This is a genomic window from Mycobacterium sp. SM3041, assembly GCF_039668335.1.
GTDB lineage: Bacteria > Actinomycetota > Actinomycetes > Mycobacteriales > Mycobacteriaceae > Mycobacterium.
This window is the reverse complement of record NZ_JAYXBQ010000010.1, coordinates 33,321-49,307: the sequence shown is the minus strand read 5'-3', so window position 1 is coordinate 49,307 and position 15,987 is coordinate 33,321. Positions and strand designations below refer to the sequence as shown.

Sequence of the window (15,987 nt, the reverse complement as noted above, 5' to 3'; positions counted from 1 at the left end):
CTACGACGCCACTTCTGCGGAGACGTTGGTGCGCACCGCCGGCCGCGGCAGCGGCGCCAGTCCCAGGTGGTCGCGCAGTGTGGTGCCCGTGTAGTCGGTGCGGTACGTGCCGCGCTCCTGCAGCAGTGGCACCACCCGGTCGACGAACGGGTCGAGGCCGCCGGGCGTGATGTGCGGGACGAGGATGAATCCGTCGCTGGCATCGGCCTGGACGTATCGGTCGATCGTCGCCGCGATGGTGTGGGGCGATCCGATGAACGATTGCCGCCCGGTGACTTCGACGATCAGCTCGCGCGTGGTGAGGTTCTGCGCCTCGGCCTTGGCCCGCCACTCGGCGGCGATCGCGAGCGGGTCCCGGAACATGCGCACGCTGGCCCGGCCGCGCGCGATGGTGTTCTCCCCCACGACGGGATCCACCGCCGGCAGCGGCCCGTCCGGGTCATGGTCGGACAGGTCGCGGTTCCAGAGCTGTTCGAGGAACTTGATCGCGGTCTGCCCGGACACCTGGGCGAGCCGGACCTCGTGCGCGAGGTCGGCCGCCTCGTCATCGGTGTCACCGATCACGAACGTCGCGGCCGGGAGGATGAGTAACTCGTCATGGCGCCGGCCGTAACGTGCCAACCTGCCCTTGACGTCGGTATAGAACGCCTGCCCGGCCTCCAGCGTGCTGTGCCGCGAGAAGATGGCGTCGGCAGCGGATGCCGCGAACTCGCGGCCCTCGTCCGAGTCGCCCGCCTGGAAGATCACCGGGCGCCCCTGCGGGCTGCGTGGCACGTTGAACCGGCCGTGGATGTCGAAGTGGCTGTCCGTGTGCGCGAACGCGCCGGCATCGGGTTCGGACAGGAACACGCCGCTCGTCTTGTCCGCCACGATTTCGTCGCCGCGCCACGAGTCGAACAGCTCCAGCGCCGTCTGCAGGAATGTCTTGGCCCGTTCGTAGCGCTGGTCCTCCGCCAGGAACCCGCCGCGGCGAAAGTTCTCGCCCGTGAACGCATCCCACGAGGTGACGACGTTCCAGGCCGCACGGCCGTCAGAGAGATGATCCAGGGAGGCGAACTGCCGGGCCACCTCATAGGGTTCGTTGAACGTCGAATTGATGGTGCCCGTCAAGCCGATTCGCTCCGTCACCGCGGCCAGCGCGGCCAGCACGGTGAAGGTGTCCGGACGCCCGACGACGTCGAGGTCGTAGATCTGGCCGTTCTGTTCGCGCAGGCGCAAGCCCTCGGCCAGGAACAGGAAATCGAATTTCCCGCGCTCGGCCGTCCGCGCGAAGTGCTCGAACGAACTGAACTCGATGTGGCTGCCGGCCGCCGGGTCACTCCACACCGTGGTGTTGTTGACGCCCGGAAAGTGCGCAGCGAGGTGAATCTGCTTGACTGGCTTGCTCATTGGCTGCTCCTTGCGTAACGGTTGGACGGGCGCGGCAACCCGAGCAGGCCACGCAACGTGTTCGCTTCGTACCCGTCGCGGAAGAGTCCGCGGCGCCGCAATTCGGGCACCAGTTGTTCGGTGATCTGGACCAGGTCGTGCGGCAGAGCCGCCGGCCGCAGCCGAAATCCCGTCAGCCCGGCGCCGTGCCACTCCGTCAGCAGGTCGGCCAACTGCGCGGCGGTTCCGGCGAACACTGTTGCATCGCTGCGGTATTCGACACCGGCGACGTCATCGAGCCGGCGCCGGCGGGCCTGCGCTGCCGGCGATCAGCTCGTGGGCAGCGCGGCCGTGGCCCAATGCCGCGACGATCGGCTGCCCCTGCGGTGGGCGCGGCGTGATGGACGGACCCTTGACCGAGAACCAGCGGCCACTGAAGTCGATGTAGTGCAGCTTGTCGCGATCAATGAAGCGGCCGGTGGCGGCATCGCGGATCTCGGCGTCGTCCTCCCAGCTGTCCCACAGCCGGCGCAGCACCTCGACGTAATCGGCGGTCTCGGCGAAATACTCGTCGGTCCGCGACCGGGACGCAGCCTCACGTCGCCCGAAGTGCGCGGCGACATCCGGGCGGCCGGCGATCTGGACGCGCACACCGGCCCGGCCGGCACTCACGTAATCGAGCGTCGCGATGGACTTCGACACATGGAACGGCTCGGTGTGGGTGACGACGGCCGTGGGCACCAACCCGATCCGCTGGGTACGGGGCGCGACCCGCGCCGCGATCAACACCGCGTCCAACCGGCCACGGACCCGATCGACGCGCTGGTCGGGCACGAAGGGGTCGTCGGACTGGACTGCCAACGAGTCCTCGACGGTCACGAAGTCCAGCGCACCGCGTTCAGCCTCGAGGACGAGGTCGGTCCAGTAGCCGGCGCCGAAGAGATCGGCGGGTCGCGCGTCGGGTTCGCGCCACGCGGCCGGGTGCCAGCCGGCGCCGTCCAGCGCCACGGCCAGATGGATACGGCTCGACGAATGAGGCATCGCAACCTGCCTTCCTGACGGGGTACGACCACTCTGCCGAGCCGCGCGCAGATCGCGGCGGTTGCGGCAGCGGCCGCGCCAGGGCGGGGAATAGTCGGCCGAGCGGTCGGCACATCCGGTAGACGGACGTTCAGCCGTCGCGCCGGCCGGTTGGAGATCAGGCCGGCGGAATCGTCGATGCCCGCCGGAAGGGCCCGCTCCGGGTGCGCTCGTGCATCAAAACGGCTTTATACCAACGTCTTTGACGACATCGGGTAGTCGACGGCGTCCGACCATAGCGCGCCTCGCGGCGAGTGCCGGGGACCCGGGACAGATCACTGGGATGCGAGTTTGCGCGCGGGGCCTGCCGCGTCTGCACGACCCCAGAGGTCCCGCGATGCTCCTGAAATCATCAGGATTCCAAACCGGGCTAGCGGATGCCGCGGACCAGCCGGCCCGGCCGCGCGCCGGTGTCGATGCCGTGCCGGCGGGTGACAGTGCCGCTGACGATCGTCGCGTCGTAGCCACTTGCGCCCTGCACCAAGCGTTTTCCACCGGCGGGCAGATCGTGCACCATCTTCGGAGCGTGCAGCGTCAGCGCGTCCAGATCGATGACGTTGACGTCCGCCTTCTTGCCGACGGCGATGACGCCGCGGTCCGACATCCCGTACAGCTGGGCGGTGTCATGCGACTGCTTGCGGATGACGTACTCCAGCGGCAGCTTGTCACCGCGATGGCGGTCCCGGGCCCAGTGCGTCAGCAGAAACGTCGGGTACGACGCGTCGCAGATCATGCTGCAGTGCGCGCCGCCGTCCGACAGCCCGAGCACCCCGGCCGGATGCGTGAGCATCTCGCGGATGGCGTCATGGTTGCCGTCCGAGTAGTTGAACATCGGGTACATCAGCATGGCGCCGGCGTCGGCTTCCAGCATCAGGTCGTACATCGCGGCCAGCGGGTCCACGCCGCGGCGCTCCGCGATCGCCGCGACGGTGCGCTCGACGGTCGGCTCGTAATCCGGCGGTTCGCCGATGTGGTAGAGGCGATTTGCCGCATTCTGCGCCAGCATGAACATGCCGTCGAACAACTTCGTGGGGTCGATCGGCAGGTCTTCCTCCGCCAGGATCGCGGCCCGCACCGCGGGCTCGGCCAGCTTCTCGGCGAGCTCCTCGCGCGTGCATTCGGCGACCAGCCGGCGGTAGGTCGGCCGGTGGGTGAACGCGTGGTGGCCGGGGAAGCCCAGCAGCATGCCGAACGGCCGCGCTGCCACCTGAGGGAACAACCGGCTACCCGCCTGGTGCGCGGCCGCCGACAGATCGAGCTGCTCACGCCACAGATTGGGGTCGGCGTCGACCTGGATGAGCGCGAAGCTCAGGGCACAGTCGATCTCCTCTCCCAGCCGGCGCATCCACTCGAGTTCCTTGCGCGGCGCGATGATGTCCTCGCCCGCCGCGCCCTGCGGGGCCAGCTCGAAGACGGCCGCCCCGCCGGCCGCGGTCGCCCGGCCCAGCGCGAACAACTCGTCTTCCGCGGCGAAGGTGCCGGGCACGGGTTCGCCGTCCATGGCACGGTGCGCCAACGTGCGTGACGACGAAAAGCCCAGGGCCCCGGCCTCGATCGCTTCTTGGACCAGTTTGGCCATGGCCTTGATGTCGTCGGCGGTGGCCGGTTCGTTGCGGGCGCCGCGCTCCCCCATGGCGTACGCGCGGACCGCGCCGTGCGCGATCTGAGTGCCCATGTCGACGGCCAGTTCACGCTGCCCGACGACGTCGAGGTACTCGCCGAAACTCTCCCAGCCCCACGTGATGCCCTCGGTCAGGGCAGTGCCGGGGATGTCCTCGACGCCCTCCATGAGCGCGATCAGCCATTCCTCCTGGCCGGGGCGCACCGGCGCGAAACCGACGCCGCAGTTGCCCGCGACCACCGTCGTCACGCCGTGGTTGCTCGACGGCTCCAGCACGCTGTCCCAACTCACCTGGCCGTCGTAGTGGGTGTGGATGTCCACGAACCCGGGAGCGACGATCTTGCCGGTGGCATCGATGGTCTCGGCCGAATCACCGGACAGCACAGGGTCGTTCGGACCGCGGCGGTGAACCTCGACGATCTTGCCGTCCTTGATCGCGACGTCGGCGGTGAACCGGTCGGCGCCGGTGCCGTCGACGACGGTGCCACCGGTGATCTTCAGATCGAACACATCTGCTCCCTCGTTGCTGCCCGCGAACATCCGTCGGCGGCAGTACTGTAACAGTGTTACACCGTGCTGGGCGGTAGATCCAGAGACTGGACTCAGCCCTGGTGTGATTAGGTGTTCGGCAAGGCTGAAGGAGGTGGTCATGGCTGAGGCAACCCAGCGCGGGTCCGATGGTCCGTCGAAACCTGTTGACGCTCAACTCATTCTGGATACCGCCGCGGCGCTGCTGGAACGCGACGGTGTCGAGGGCTTCTCCATGCGCAGCCTGTCCGAGCATCTCGGCGTCGCCGTCACCTCGATCTACTGGCACGTCGGCGGCCGGGACAAGCTGTTCGACCACCTGATCGACCGGCTGATCGAGGTGATGGCGAGCCTGCCCGCCACCGGCGACACGCCGGCCGATCGCATCGCATCCCTGGCCCGCGCACAGCGCACCGCGCTCATCGAACGCCAGCACCTGATGGCGATCGCGCACGAACGCGACCGGACGCCGTCACTGTTCCAGCCGGTGCAGCAGACCCTCGCCGCCGAACTGGCCGCACTGGGGATCACCGGCAATCAGGCGGCACTGGCCTTGCGGTCCATCGAGGTACACGTGATTTCGTCTGCGCTGATGCAGTTTTCGGCCATCCGCAGCGGCGAGCACGAGGAAGAGGACCCCTCACTCTGGGGCGACGATTGGCCAGATCAGAAACTGGTCGACGCCCTGCGCTCGCCGACCGACTACGACGCGGTGTTCGAGTACGGACTGGCCGCGCTCCTCGCCTCACTGGTGTGATTTGTGCACGAAAATCCGCGGTGAGCGCGGAAAATCGTGCACAAATCACTTGGTGGCGAACCGGCGGGTGCGCAGCTTGGGGATCGCCTGCTCGCTGAGGACCCGGGCGCGTTCGGCCATGGCGCCGGCGACGGCGTCGGGGTGGGTGGTCAGATAGAAGCCGCCGGCCGCCGACTGGTCGAAGATGGCCGCGGCCGCGGTGAGCGGGTCCATGGCGGAGAGCTGGTGCATCGCCGCGCGCTCGGACTCTGAGGCGTCGGCGGCTTCCCCGCTTCCACTGTCGACACCGCCGGCCGCCGTGAAGATGTTGGATTGCACCGGTCCGGGCAGCACCGCCTGCACGGTGACGTGGTCGTCGTGCCCGGCGAGCTCGACCTCGACGCGCAGGCACTCGGTGAGTGCGAGCACGGCGTGCTTGCTGACGATGTACGGCGCCTGCAGCTGCACCGTCGACACGCCGCCGACGGACGACATGTTCCACACCCACGCCGGTTGGTCGGACGCCAGCATGGCGGGCAGGAACGCCCGGACGCCGTGGAACACGCCGCCGACATTGATGTCCATGACGCGCTCCCAATTGGCGACCGGGGTGTCCCACAGGTAGCCGAACTGCTCGATGCCGGCGTTGTTCACCAGCAGCCGCACCGGCCCGATCTCGCGGTTGACCCGGTCGGCCAGGGCCTGCACGGCCTCGGCATCGCGGACATCGCACACCGCGTCGACAGCGGTTGCACCGGCAGCGGACAGTTCATCGCGCAGCGCGGCGACCGCGGCGGCGTCGACATCGGCGAGCACCGTCGTCATCCCGAGCCCGGCGGCGTACCTGGCCAGACCGGCCCCGATGCCCGAGCCGGCACCCGTTATGACCGCGATCCCACCACCGAACAGTTCCTGTGCACCCATGGCCGAAGTAAATCGCAGGGCGCGGGCCCGGACGGCCCGAACGTCCGATCAGTGGAATGCCGGTCAGGCCGGCTGGACCTCGACCTCGGCTCTCGGCGCCGCGCGCAGCACGCACCGCGCATAGCCGATCCAGCTCACCACGCAGGCCACGAAGCCGATGACGATCATCGGCGTGACCGCCTGACCGAGAACCACTGCGACGGAATCACTTCCGGCCAGCCGCCGGTCGACCGCGCCGCCCGTCATCAACGGCAGCAGACTGACCACGAAGCAGGCGATGGCCGCGGCCAGTGCCGTGCCGAACATGGCGCGCACCGCGGCGACGATCATCGTGCCGGCCGCGAGCAGGATCAGCACGGCGAAGGGCAGCGGCCGCAACGCGGCGCCCAGGTTCCCGGTGATGTCCCAGATTCCCCAGCCGCTCATGGAACCGTGCCCATGGTCGTTGTGGGCGGTGTACCACGGCAGCACGGCAGCGACGACGATCATCGCGAAGGCGATGACCCCGATCGCCCAGCGCGTCAGTACGTTCTCGATCTCGACTCCTCAGACCCCCGTGAACGTCGGCTGCATCAGCGTCAAGATGGCCATGGCCAAGCTGATGAGCAGACACAGACTCAATACGATCATCGCACCCACCAGCAGCCAGCGGCCCATCCGGCGGCGAATGCGCGTCAATTTCGCGATGCGACGGTCCGCGACGTAGCTGATGGCGACCATGGCGAACGCCACGTCGATGTGTTCGTCGCCGACGGTCGCGGCGCCCGCCGCGATCTCCTGCAGGCGCCCGGGCTCGATCTGCACTCCCGCGACGGCGAAGCGCCGACTGAGCCGGCGCGCCTGACCCCGCGTGAGCGGATGGTCGCACACGTGCACGTGGTGTCGTGGGGCTGCCACTTTGCGTCGTTCCCTCGATTCGGGCACCTCGACAGGCCCGAAAATGCAGAAGGCGCCCGGGAATCAAGTTACTCCGACGGGCGCCTTCGCACACTGCGACAGCGCTTTTAGAGCCCCATGTCCTTCGCGATGATCATCTTCATGACCTCACTGGTACCGCCGTAGATGCGGCCGACGCGGTTGTCGGCGTACAGCCGGGCGATCGGGTACTCGTTGATGTAGCCGTAGCCGCCGTGCAGCTGCAGGCAGCGGTCGATCACGCGCGCGGCCGCATCGGTGCAGAACAGTTTGGCCTTGGCGGCGTCGGCGGCGGACAGCTCGTCGAGGTCGTGCGCTTCCATGGCCCGGTCGACGACGGCTTCCATCGCGTCGACGTCGGCCTGGCAGGCGGCGAGCTCGAACTTGGTGTTCTGGAAGGAGGCGACCGGCTTGCCGAACACGGTGCGGTCCTTGGTGTACTGCACGGCGAACCGGACCGCGGCCTTGGCCTGCGCGTAGGCGCTGACGGCGATGCCCAGCCGCTCGCGCGGCAGGTTCTGGCCGAGGTAGTTGAAGCCCTGGTCGGGCTCGCCGAGGATGTCCTCGACCGGGACCTTGACGTCGGTGAAGTTGAGCTCGGCGGTGTCCGAGCAGCGCAGGCCCAGCTTGTCGAGCTTGCGGCCGACCGAGTAGCCCTCCAGCTTGGTGTCGACCACCAGCAGCGAGATGCCGAAGCGGCGGTCGTCTTCCTTGGGGGCCGACGTGCGCGCGCAGACGATCACGCGATCGGCGTGCACACCGCCGGTGATGAAGGTCTTGGAGCCGTTGAGGACGTAGTGGGTGCCGTCCTCGGAAAGCTTTGCGGTGGTGCGCATTCCGGCCAGATCGGAACCGGTGCCGGGCTCGGTCATCGCGATGGCGAACATGATCTCGCCGCTGAGCATGCCGGGGAACCAGCGCTTCTTCTGCTCTTCATTGCCGATGTCGCGGATGTAGGGCAGACACAGGCCGACGTGCACGCTGGAGCCGCCGAACGACACCGCGGCGCGGGCCAGCTCCTCGGTGAGGATCGCCTGGAACTTGTAGGAGGTCAGACCCTCGCCGCCGTACTCCTCCGGGATTTCCGCGCCGAAGATGCCGAGTTCGCCGAGCTTGTAGTAGAACTCGCGGGGCACCAGGCCCTTCTCGAACCACTCGTCGTAGACCGGACTCACCTCGGCCTCGACGAAGGCCCGGATCATGGCCCGGTAATCCTCGTGCTCTTCGCTGTAGACCTCGCGTTTCACAGACAACTCCTCAAAAGTGGTGAACAGTGTTAGCTTGTTGCCGTCACCATAAGCTAACAATGTTCGCTAATTCAAGGGAGAAGCAGATGGGCAGGCCCCGCGTACCGCTGCTCAACCGCGAACTCATCCGTGACACCGCTCTGGACTTGATCGATCGCGACGGCCTCGCCGAATTGTCGATGCGCAAGCTGGCCGCCGAACTCGGCGTCCAGGCGTCGTCGCTGTACAAGCACTACCCCACCAAGGACGACGTGCTCGACGCCGTCGCGAGTCGGGTCGCCGGGGAAATCGACACCTCCGGGTTCGACCGCGGCGATGACTGGCAGGACGCGCTGGCGGCGTGGGCCCGCTCCCACCGCGCCGCGCTGGCCGCCCACCCGAATCTCGTGCCCTACCTGGCGACCGGGCCGGGCCGTCGCGATGTCAGCCTCCGGATCGCCGACGCCGTCCACGGCGGCCTGGTCGGCGCCGGCTGGCCACCGCGGGAAGCGACCTTGATCGGTGCCGCCACCCGGTCACTGGTGCTCGGGTCGACCGTCGGCTCCTTCTCACGTGGATTCACCGACGACGTGCAGGTCTACCGCGACCGCTACCCGCACATGGGCCAGGCACATCTGCTGCGTGGCAAGGCCGACCAGATCGACACGGCCGGTTTCGAGCTGGCCCTGACTGCGTTCATCGACGGATTGGCCATCCGCTTCAACGCCCTACCGTGATTTGTGCACGATTTTCCGCGGCCGGCGCGGAAAATCGTGCACAAATCACCTGTCTTGCGGGGGTTTGGGTCCGCCGCCGAAGGGGTTCAGCCGCGACACCCCCGGGATGTTCGACAGCAGCCGGAACACCTCGTTGCCGGTGTTCACCAGGGCTTCGAGTTGCGGCAGCAGGGCGTCGAGCGTCCGGAACATGGGATCGGCCATGGCCATGACCCGCTCGGTACGGTCGATCGTCGCGTTGAGCCGCTCGGTGGCCACCGCCAGGTTCTCGATGAGATCGGGCACCTGGGCGGCGAGCTGGACGGAGGCCGGCGGGATGCGCATGGCACCGCTGGCCACCGCCTGCGTCATCTCGACGGCGGACTGGGCGGCATCGACCGCGGACTGAGCCGCAGCCTTCAGGTCGCTGGGCTTCGGAATCATTTGACCGGCCATACAGTTAACTGTGCCGCACCCGGGCCCGCCTGTCCCGTGATCGACACGGCTACACGTCGGTAACGCTGCTCACGACCAAGACGGCAGTACCAGGATCTTGACGTGCTCGTCCGGATTCCGCAGCGCGGTGAACGCATCCGCAATGCCGTCGAGCCCGGTGCGTCCGGTGATCAGTGCCTCGGCGTCGATCTCCCCCGCGGCCAGCCGGCCCAGCACCTTTTCGTAGGCCTGCTCGTACGGGCCGTGCCCGAAGTTGATCGCGATCTGTCGCATCTGCGCGACCACCGGGATGATGGTCTCCTCCGCGAACGGCGATGCCACCACCTGGATGCGCGAACCCCACGGCAGTGTGTGGGTCAGGGTGTTGAGCGTGCCGACCCGGCCACTGCACTCGTAGGCGATCAACAGGCCACCGCCGGTCTTGCCGCTACCCAGCAACTCGTTGTAGACGTCGATCGGGTCCTGCTCAGTGGGGTCGACGACGATGTCGGCGCCCATCTTCGCGGCGAGCTCGCGCCGCTTCGGCGACGGCTCGGAGGCGATGACGAGGTGCGCGCCTGCGGCTTTCGCGGCCAGGATCGTGCCCAGACCGATCGAGCCGCAGCCGATCACCAGCGCGGTGTCCGCGGGCGTCAGCCCCGACTGCTGCATGTGCATCTCGCCGACGTGCAGCGGTTCGGCCAGGGACGCGTGTTCGAGCGAGAGGCCGTCGGGCACATGCCGCACCCAGAAGGCGTCGACGACGATGTACTCGCCGAACGCCCCGTGGTAGTCGTTCGAGTAGCCGATGATCGTCGGCATCCCGTTCTGCTCGGTCGTGATACCGAGGCCCGTGACGCGGTCGTCGACCTGGAAATCCTCGACGCCCTCGCCGGTTTCGACGACGACGCCCGCCCATTCATGCCCCAGCACCACCGGACGGGTGGCGTCGAAGACCGCGAACGGGAAGCCCGCCCCGGCGGCGACGGACACGAACCGGCACGGGTCCTTGGACATGCTGAGGTCGCTGCCGCAGATGCCGCATGCGGCCACCTTGATGCGCAGCTGGCCCGGACCGGTGGCCGGCGGCTCCGGCACGTCCGTCACGGTGAACTGGCCGTCGATGAACTGTGCTGCCCTCATGCGTGTGCTCCTGCGGTGTTGAGTTCGTTGGCGGGCGCCGGCGTGGCGGGCAGATCGGTCGGCTGGCCGTAGTAGTCGGTGTAGGCCTTGGTGATCGCGCCCACGAGGTTGCCGATGAGCACCTCTGAGTTGTCCTGCGCGAACTGCAGACTGGCCTGACGGCCGGCGTTGCGGCGGCGGAAGTGCGGGATGACCTCCGAGGCGAACAGCTCGTAGCTGCGCTTGGTGTTCTCCCAGTCGGCCAGGTCGACGTGCATGATCAGCAGGGTGCCGAAGCCGCCGGTCTTCTCGATCAGGCGATCGATCTGCGCGATGGCGTCCTCGGGCGTGCCGATGATCGCCTGACCGAACTCGCCGAGCGATTCGCCCCGCCAGTAGTCGATGATGCCGGCCGGGGTCTGCGCCCAATCCGGGTTGATGTTCTGCTGCCGGTTGACGTATTCGGCGATGGCGTGAATCCGGCGGCTGACGGCGCGCTCGGCTTCCTCGCGCGTCTCGGCGATGAACATCGGATTGACCAGACGCCACGTCGACCGGTCGGCGACGTGGCCGTTCTCGGCCGAAACCTGTTCGTACACACCCCAGTTGCGGTCGAGCGACTCGTAGCCGGCCTGCGAGCTCGCGGCCAGCGACAGCAGCGACAGTCCGTGCTTGCCGGCCAGTACCGAGCCGTTGGGCGAGATGGTCGAGGCGGTGGCCACCTCGATGCCGGCCGGGTTGTAGGTGGGCAGCTGGGCGCGGGCGTCGCGCAGGGTGAACCAGTCGGTCTCCATGTTGACCACCTCACCGCGCAGCAGACGCAAGACGGCTTCCAGCGCCTCGCCCTGCATGCGGCGCTGGTTGGTGGTGGTGATGCCCATCATGTGCGCGTCGAGCGGGATCTTGCCCGGGCCGGTTCCGACGATCAGCCGGCCGCGGGTCTGCAGGTCCAGCTGCGTGATGCGGTCCGCGGTGATCAGCGGGTGGTGGTACGGCAGCGACATCACCCCGGTGCCGAAGCGGATGCGCTCGGTGCGCTCGGCCGCGGCGGCGATGAAAACGTCAGGCGCCGGGACGATCTCGGCGCCGGTGGAGTGGTGCTCCCCCATCCAGGCCTCTTCGAAACCGAGGTGGTCCAGATGCGTCATCAGGTCGATGTCGCGGCGCAACTGCAACGCCGGGTCGGCATCGAGCGGATGGTACGGGGCGAGGAACGCCCCGAACTTCATGGACGTCGGGCTCCACTGGGCAACGCTGCTCACGGTGGTCTCCTGATTCTCGGTGAGGGCTGTCTCGGCTTGCCCGGCCGACTGTAATCCGATCACTCGATTGGATCAAGTGATCCAAAAATATCGGCGCGCTCGCCAGCCACGAGTGCGACGAAAATGCACGCAGATTGCGGCGTGTTGCCGTACAGACACGGCCGCTCGCGGTTAAGAATTCAAGAGGCGCTCGGTGCCGCCGACGACGAACGTCACGAGGTCTTCGTAGAACGCTTCCAGGGCCGGGGCCGACAGCTTGGCGCGGTCCCATTCGTCGGCGCGGCTCAGGCCCTGCACGAAGCCCATGATCGACACCGCCCAGCGCGCCTCGAGCCGGTCCGCGTCGGCGTTCGGGAAGGCCCGCCGGACCTGCGCCAGCAGGGCGATCCGCAGCTTGGGCTCGATGGTTTCGTCGGCCGGGCCGGCCTGGGTGATCTGCGCCATGATCTTGATCCAGCGCATCCCGCGGGTACGCTGCCGGCGCAGCAGATCCAGGTAGGGCGCCGTGACGGCGCGGACCAACGCGTCGGGCGACGGCGCGGCCGAATCCGCCGCCAGCACATCGACATTCGCCTGGATGGCCGAGCCCACCGCGGCGCCGAGGTCCAGGACCACCGCGCGCAGCAACTCGTCCTTGGAACCGAAGTGGTAGTGCACCGAAGCGGCCCCGAGGCCGGCCGCGGCGTTGACCGAGCGCACCGAGACGGCGTCCACGCCCTGCTCGGCGAAGAGCTTCTCGGCCGTCTTCACCAACTTGGCGCGGGTGGCATTGCCCTGGCGGTTCTGCGATGTGCCCGACACGGTCAGAAGCATGTCACAGCGGCGCGCCGGCGCCACCGAAAGCGTTGCGTGTCTCCAGGATCAGCAACGCCACGTGCAATGAGGTAGCCGACTCGCCGTCGGCCAGATCGACGCCCAGAATCTGCTCGATCCGGTTCAGCTTCGCGTACAGCGACGGGCGGCTCAGATGCAGTCGCGACGCCAGCGCCGTCTTGTTGCCGCCGAGTTCCAGGTATCCGCGCAAGACGTCGAGAAGCGCGTCTCCGGTTTCGATGTCGTGCAGGATCAGCGCGCGCAACTCCCCTTCGGCGAAGCGCTGCACCCGCGGGTCGGACCGCAGCATCGAGAGCAGTCCGCGCAGCCGGATGTCGGCGACCCGGAAGCAGACGCGCTGCGACGCGGGCAGTGACAGCGCCGCCTCGGCGACGTGGGCGGCATCGGTGATGCGGTGGATCGCCTCGATCAACGCCGGCGCCGGGGTGCCGAGACCGAGCACCAGGCCGTGGGCGTCGACGGCGCGCTCGGCATCGCGCCGCAGGGCCCGGCCCAGCGGCTCCAGCGCGCTGCCCACACGCGTGTTGAGCGACAGCACCATGGCGATTTCGCCGGGCCCGCGAAGTGAGAACAATCCGGTGTGCCCCAATGCCTTCACCGACCGCGTGACGACGTCGAGCAGGCGCGCGCTGCGGCGTTGTTCGGAGACCGGGTCGGCGTCAGCCGCCCAGCCCGCGATCCGCAGCGTCGCGGGCAGGTACTGCGCCGCCGGCCGCAGGCCCAGCGCGAAGGCACGCGCGGTCGCCTCGTCCTCGAACCGGATACGCTCGCGCGCAACGTCTTCCAGCAGGCCGGCCTGCGCCTGGTGTTCGATGTCAGTGCGGCCGCGCTCGGCCATGCGGTGCAGCACCAGCGCCTGGGATGCCCGCTCCAGCACCATGGTGAACCTGGCCGCCACACCTTCGGCGGTGCTCAGCGCGATCAGGCGGCCCCATGCATCGTCGCCGCGGCCCACCTCACTGATCACCCAGTCGTCCGTCCGCTCGGCCCCGGTCTCGTGCTGACGCGACCGACGTTGCCAGTCGCGCAACACATCTGGGGTGGGACGGCCGGCCGTCGCCACCGCGATCGCCTGGTGGTTGAGGTCCTCGAGGACCACGGGTGCACCGAGCAGATTCGCCGCGGCCTCGGCGATTCCGGCGGGCGTCGCCCGGCGCATGCTCAGGTCGGTGAACACCTCGTGCGTCTGTCGCGCGAAATCGACCTCCTGGTACTGGTCGGCGACGATCACCCGGTGCACCTGTTCGGTCACCTCGACGAACTTGATCACCCGGCGCACCGCCACCAGGGCCAGCCCCAGTTCCTCCGCGATCGCGCCGACGTTGACCGGCAGCGGCACGGCGCCCGCACCGAGTTCGACGACGACGCCGACGGCCTGCGCGGCGGCCACCGACCGCAGGTAGTCCAGCGGCGCGGCGCGCAGCGCGGCACCCGTAGTCAGCACCAGTTCGCCACCCTGCAGGACCTCCGAGAGATCCGGGACATCACTGACGTGGACCCAGCGGATCGGGCGATCGAATCCGGTCGCGCAGAGAATCTCGGGTTCGCCCTGCTGGATGACCGGCAGGGCGACGATCTCGGCGACGGTCGGCATTTACAAAGTGTAAATCCACATCCGGAACCTGATACAGATTGTCGGCCGATTCGGAGGTCGCCCCGGGGCAAGCTGAGTGCACACCCAGTACCGACCAGGAAGGCCTACTTCGACGATGACCACCTCGCAGACCATCTCGCACTGGATCAACAACGACGTCTTCACCGGATCCTCGGGACAGTCGGCACCGGTCACCAACCCGGCCACCGGCCAGGTCACCGGACAGGTGGCACTGGCCAGCGTCGAGGACGCCCAGACCGTCATCAACGCCGCGGCAGCCGCCTTCCCAGCCTGGCGCGATACCTCGATCACCAAGCGCGTGCAGACGCTGTTCGCGTTCCGCGAGCTGCTCAACGCCCGCCGCGAGGAGCTGGCCGCGATCATCACCGACGAGCACGGCAAGGTGCTCTCCGACGCCATGGGCGAGGTCGCCCGCGGCATCGAGGTCGTCGAATTCGCCTGCGGCATCCCGCATCTGCTCAAGGGCGGCTACGCCGAGAACGCCTCCACCAACGTCGACGTCTACAACATCCGGCAGGCCCTCGGCCCGGTCGCCATCATCGCGCCGTTCAACTTCCCGGCCATGGTGCCGATGTGGTTCTTCCCCATCGCCATCGCCGCCGGCAACACCGTCGTCGTCAAGCCGTCCGAAAAGGACCCGTCGTCGTCGCTGTGGATGGCCGAACTGTGGAAGGAAGCCGGCCTGCCCGACGGCGTCTTCAACGTCCTGCAGGGCGACAAGACCGCCGTCGACGAGCTGCTGACCAACCCCGCCATCAAGGCCGTCTCGTTCGTCGGCTCCACCCCGATCGCGCAGTACGTCTACCGGACCGCCACCGCTTCCGGCAAGCGCGTGCAGGCCCTCGGCGGCGCCAAGAACCACGCGGTGATCCTGCCCGACGCCGACCTGGATCTGGCCGCCGACAGCATGGTCAACGCCGGCTTCGGTTCTGCCGGTGAGCGCTGCATGGCCATCTCGGCCTGCGTCGCGGTCGGTCCGATCGCCGACGACCTGGTCGCCAAGATCGTCGAGCGCGCCGCGGCCATCAAGACCGGTGACGGCGCCAAGGGCTCCGACATGGGCCCGCTCATCACCAAGGTGCACCGCGACAAGGTGGCCTCCTACATCGACGCCGGCGAGGCCGAAGGCGCCAAGGTCGTGCTCGACGGCCGCAACGTCACCGTCGAGGGTGCCGAAAACGGGTTCTGGCTGGGCCCGACCCTGCTCGACAACGTCACCCCCGAGATGAGCGTCTACACCGACGAGATCTTCGGCCCCGTGCTGTCGGTCGTCCGCGTCGAAACCTACGACGAGGCACTGGAACTGATCAACAACAACCCGTACGGCAACGGCACCGCGATCTTCACCAACGACGGTGGCGCGGCCCGCCGGTTCCAGAACGAGGTCGAGGTCGGCATGGTCGGCATCAATGTCCCCATCCCGGTTCCCATGGCGTTCTTCAGCTTCGGCGGCTGGAAGGCCTCGCTGTTCGGCGACACCCACGCCTACGGCCCCGAGGGTGTGCAGTTCTTCACGCGCGCCAAGGCCGTCACCCAGCGCTGGGCCGACCCCAGCCACGGCGGCATCAACCTGGGCTTCCCCGAGAACAACTGATCACGCCACCG

14 protein-coding genes and 1 pseudogene are annotated in these 15,987 nt (G+C 68.2%); 3 read left to right on the top strand and 12 right to left on the bottom strand.

Going from position 1 to position 15,987, the window contains the following annotated elements:
* From VXD91_RS04195 to VXD91_RS04185, 3 genes and pseudogenes are all read right to left on the bottom strand, one after another.
* Complete coding sequence (locus VXD91_RS04195; protein ID WP_212811453.1) at positions 1 to 1,389, bottom strand: NtaA/DmoA family FMN-dependent monooxygenase; 1,389 nt, start codon at positions 1,387 to 1,389, stop codon at positions 1 to 3.
* A pseudogene (locus tag VXD91_RS04190) lies at positions 1,386 to 2,409 on the bottom strand (LLM class flavin-dependent oxidoreductase). The gene VXD91_RS04195 and the pseudogene VXD91_RS04190 overlap by 4 nt, the downstream one beginning before the upstream one ends.
* Positions 2,410 to 2,818: 409 nt before the next feature.
* Positions 2,819 to 4,579, bottom strand: a complete 1,761-nt coding sequence (locus tag VXD91_RS04185; RefSeq protein WP_346414702.1) for an amidohydrolase family protein — start codon at positions 4,577 to 4,579, stop codon at positions 2,819 to 2,821.
* A 139-nt stretch (positions 4,580 to 4,718) separates the two neighbouring features.
* Between VXD91_RS04185 and VXD91_RS04180 the strand changes: the two genes are divergently transcribed.
* Positions 4,719 to 5,354, top strand: a complete 636-nt coding sequence (locus VXD91_RS04180) for a TetR family transcriptional regulator (protein WP_318985079.1) — start codon at positions 4,719 to 4,721, stop codon at positions 5,352 to 5,354.
* A 45-nt stretch (positions 5,355 to 5,399) separates the two neighbouring features.
* On the opposite strand, the gene VXD91_RS04175 is transcribed toward VXD91_RS04180, so the two are convergent.
* The 4 genes from VXD91_RS04175 to VXD91_RS04160 all read right to left on the bottom strand — a co-directional run bounded on the left by VXD91_RS04175 (position 5,400) and on the right by VXD91_RS04160 (position 8,419).
* Positions 5,400 to 6,257, bottom strand: coding sequence for an SDR family NAD(P)-dependent oxidoreductase (locus VXD91_RS04175; RefSeq protein ID WP_346414701.1), 858 nt, complete (start codon positions 6,255 to 6,257; stop codon positions 5,400 to 5,402).
* A gap of 63 nt (positions 6,258 to 6,320) precedes the next feature.
* On the bottom strand, positions 6,321 to 6,746 hold the full coding sequence (locus tag VXD91_RS04170) for a hypothetical protein (protein ID WP_212811458.1): 426 nt from the start codon (positions 6,744 to 6,746) through the stop codon (positions 6,321 to 6,323).
* Positions 6,747 to 6,803: 57 nt separating this feature from the next.
* Positions 6,804 to 7,154, bottom strand: coding sequence for a hypothetical protein (locus VXD91_RS04165; protein WP_212811459.1), 351 nt, complete (start codon positions 7,152 to 7,154; stop codon positions 6,804 to 6,806).
* 107 nt (positions 7,155 to 7,261) lie between these two features.
* Complete coding sequence (locus VXD91_RS04160; protein ID WP_212811460.1) at positions 7,262 to 8,419, bottom strand: acyl-CoA dehydrogenase family protein; 1,158 nt, start codon at positions 8,417 to 8,419, stop codon at positions 7,262 to 7,264.
* Positions 8,420 to 8,505: 86 nt separating this feature from the next.
* Between VXD91_RS04160 and VXD91_RS04155 the strand changes: the two genes are divergently transcribed.
* On the top strand, positions 8,506 to 9,135 hold the full coding sequence (locus VXD91_RS04155; protein WP_212811461.1) for a TetR family transcriptional regulator: 630 nt from the start codon (positions 8,506 to 8,508) through the stop codon (positions 9,133 to 9,135).
* Positions 9,136 to 9,180: 45 nt separating this feature from the next.
* Here VXD91_RS04155 and VXD91_RS04150 read toward each other — a convergent pair whose 3' ends face one another.
* From VXD91_RS04150 to VXD91_RS04130, 5 genes are all read right to left on the bottom strand, one after another.
* Positions 9,181 to 9,570: a hypothetical protein gene (locus VXD91_RS04150; RefSeq protein ID WP_212811462.1), complete on the bottom strand. Its 390-nt coding sequence runs from the start codon at positions 9,568 to 9,570 to the stop codon at positions 9,181 to 9,183.
* Positions 9,571 to 9,639: 69 nt separating this feature from the next.
* Positions 9,640 to 10,692 (bottom strand): zinc-binding dehydrogenase, encoded by a 1,053-nt coding sequence (locus VXD91_RS04145; RefSeq protein ID WP_318985081.1) that lies wholly within the window; start codon positions 10,690 to 10,692, stop codon positions 9,640 to 9,642.
* Positions 10,689 to 11,933, bottom strand: coding sequence for an LLM class flavin-dependent oxidoreductase (locus tag VXD91_RS04140; RefSeq protein WP_346414700.1), 1,245 nt, complete (start codon positions 11,931 to 11,933; stop codon positions 10,689 to 10,691). Before VXD91_RS04140 ends, VXD91_RS04145 begins: the two co-directional genes overlap by 4 nt.
* Before the next feature lie 171 nt (positions 11,934 to 12,104).
* Positions 12,105 to 12,734: a TetR/AcrR family transcriptional regulator gene (locus VXD91_RS04135; protein ID WP_064858163.1), complete on the bottom strand. Its 630-nt coding sequence runs from the start codon at positions 12,732 to 12,734 to the stop codon at positions 12,105 to 12,107.
* Between the two features lie 13 nt (positions 12,735 to 12,747).
* Positions 12,748 to 14,361: a PucR family transcriptional regulator gene (locus VXD91_RS04130; protein WP_138249260.1), complete on the bottom strand. Its 1,614-nt coding sequence runs from the start codon at positions 14,359 to 14,361 to the stop codon at positions 12,748 to 12,750.
* 115 nt (positions 14,362 to 14,476) lie between these two features.
* On the opposite strand from VXD91_RS04130, the gene VXD91_RS04125 reads away from it, so the two are divergent.
* Positions 14,477 to 15,976 (top strand): CoA-acylating methylmalonate-semialdehyde dehydrogenase, encoded by a 1,500-nt coding sequence (locus VXD91_RS04125; RefSeq protein ID WP_346414699.1) that lies wholly within the window; start codon positions 14,477 to 14,479, stop codon positions 15,974 to 15,976.
* Positions 15,977 to 15,987: the final 11 nt, after the last annotated feature.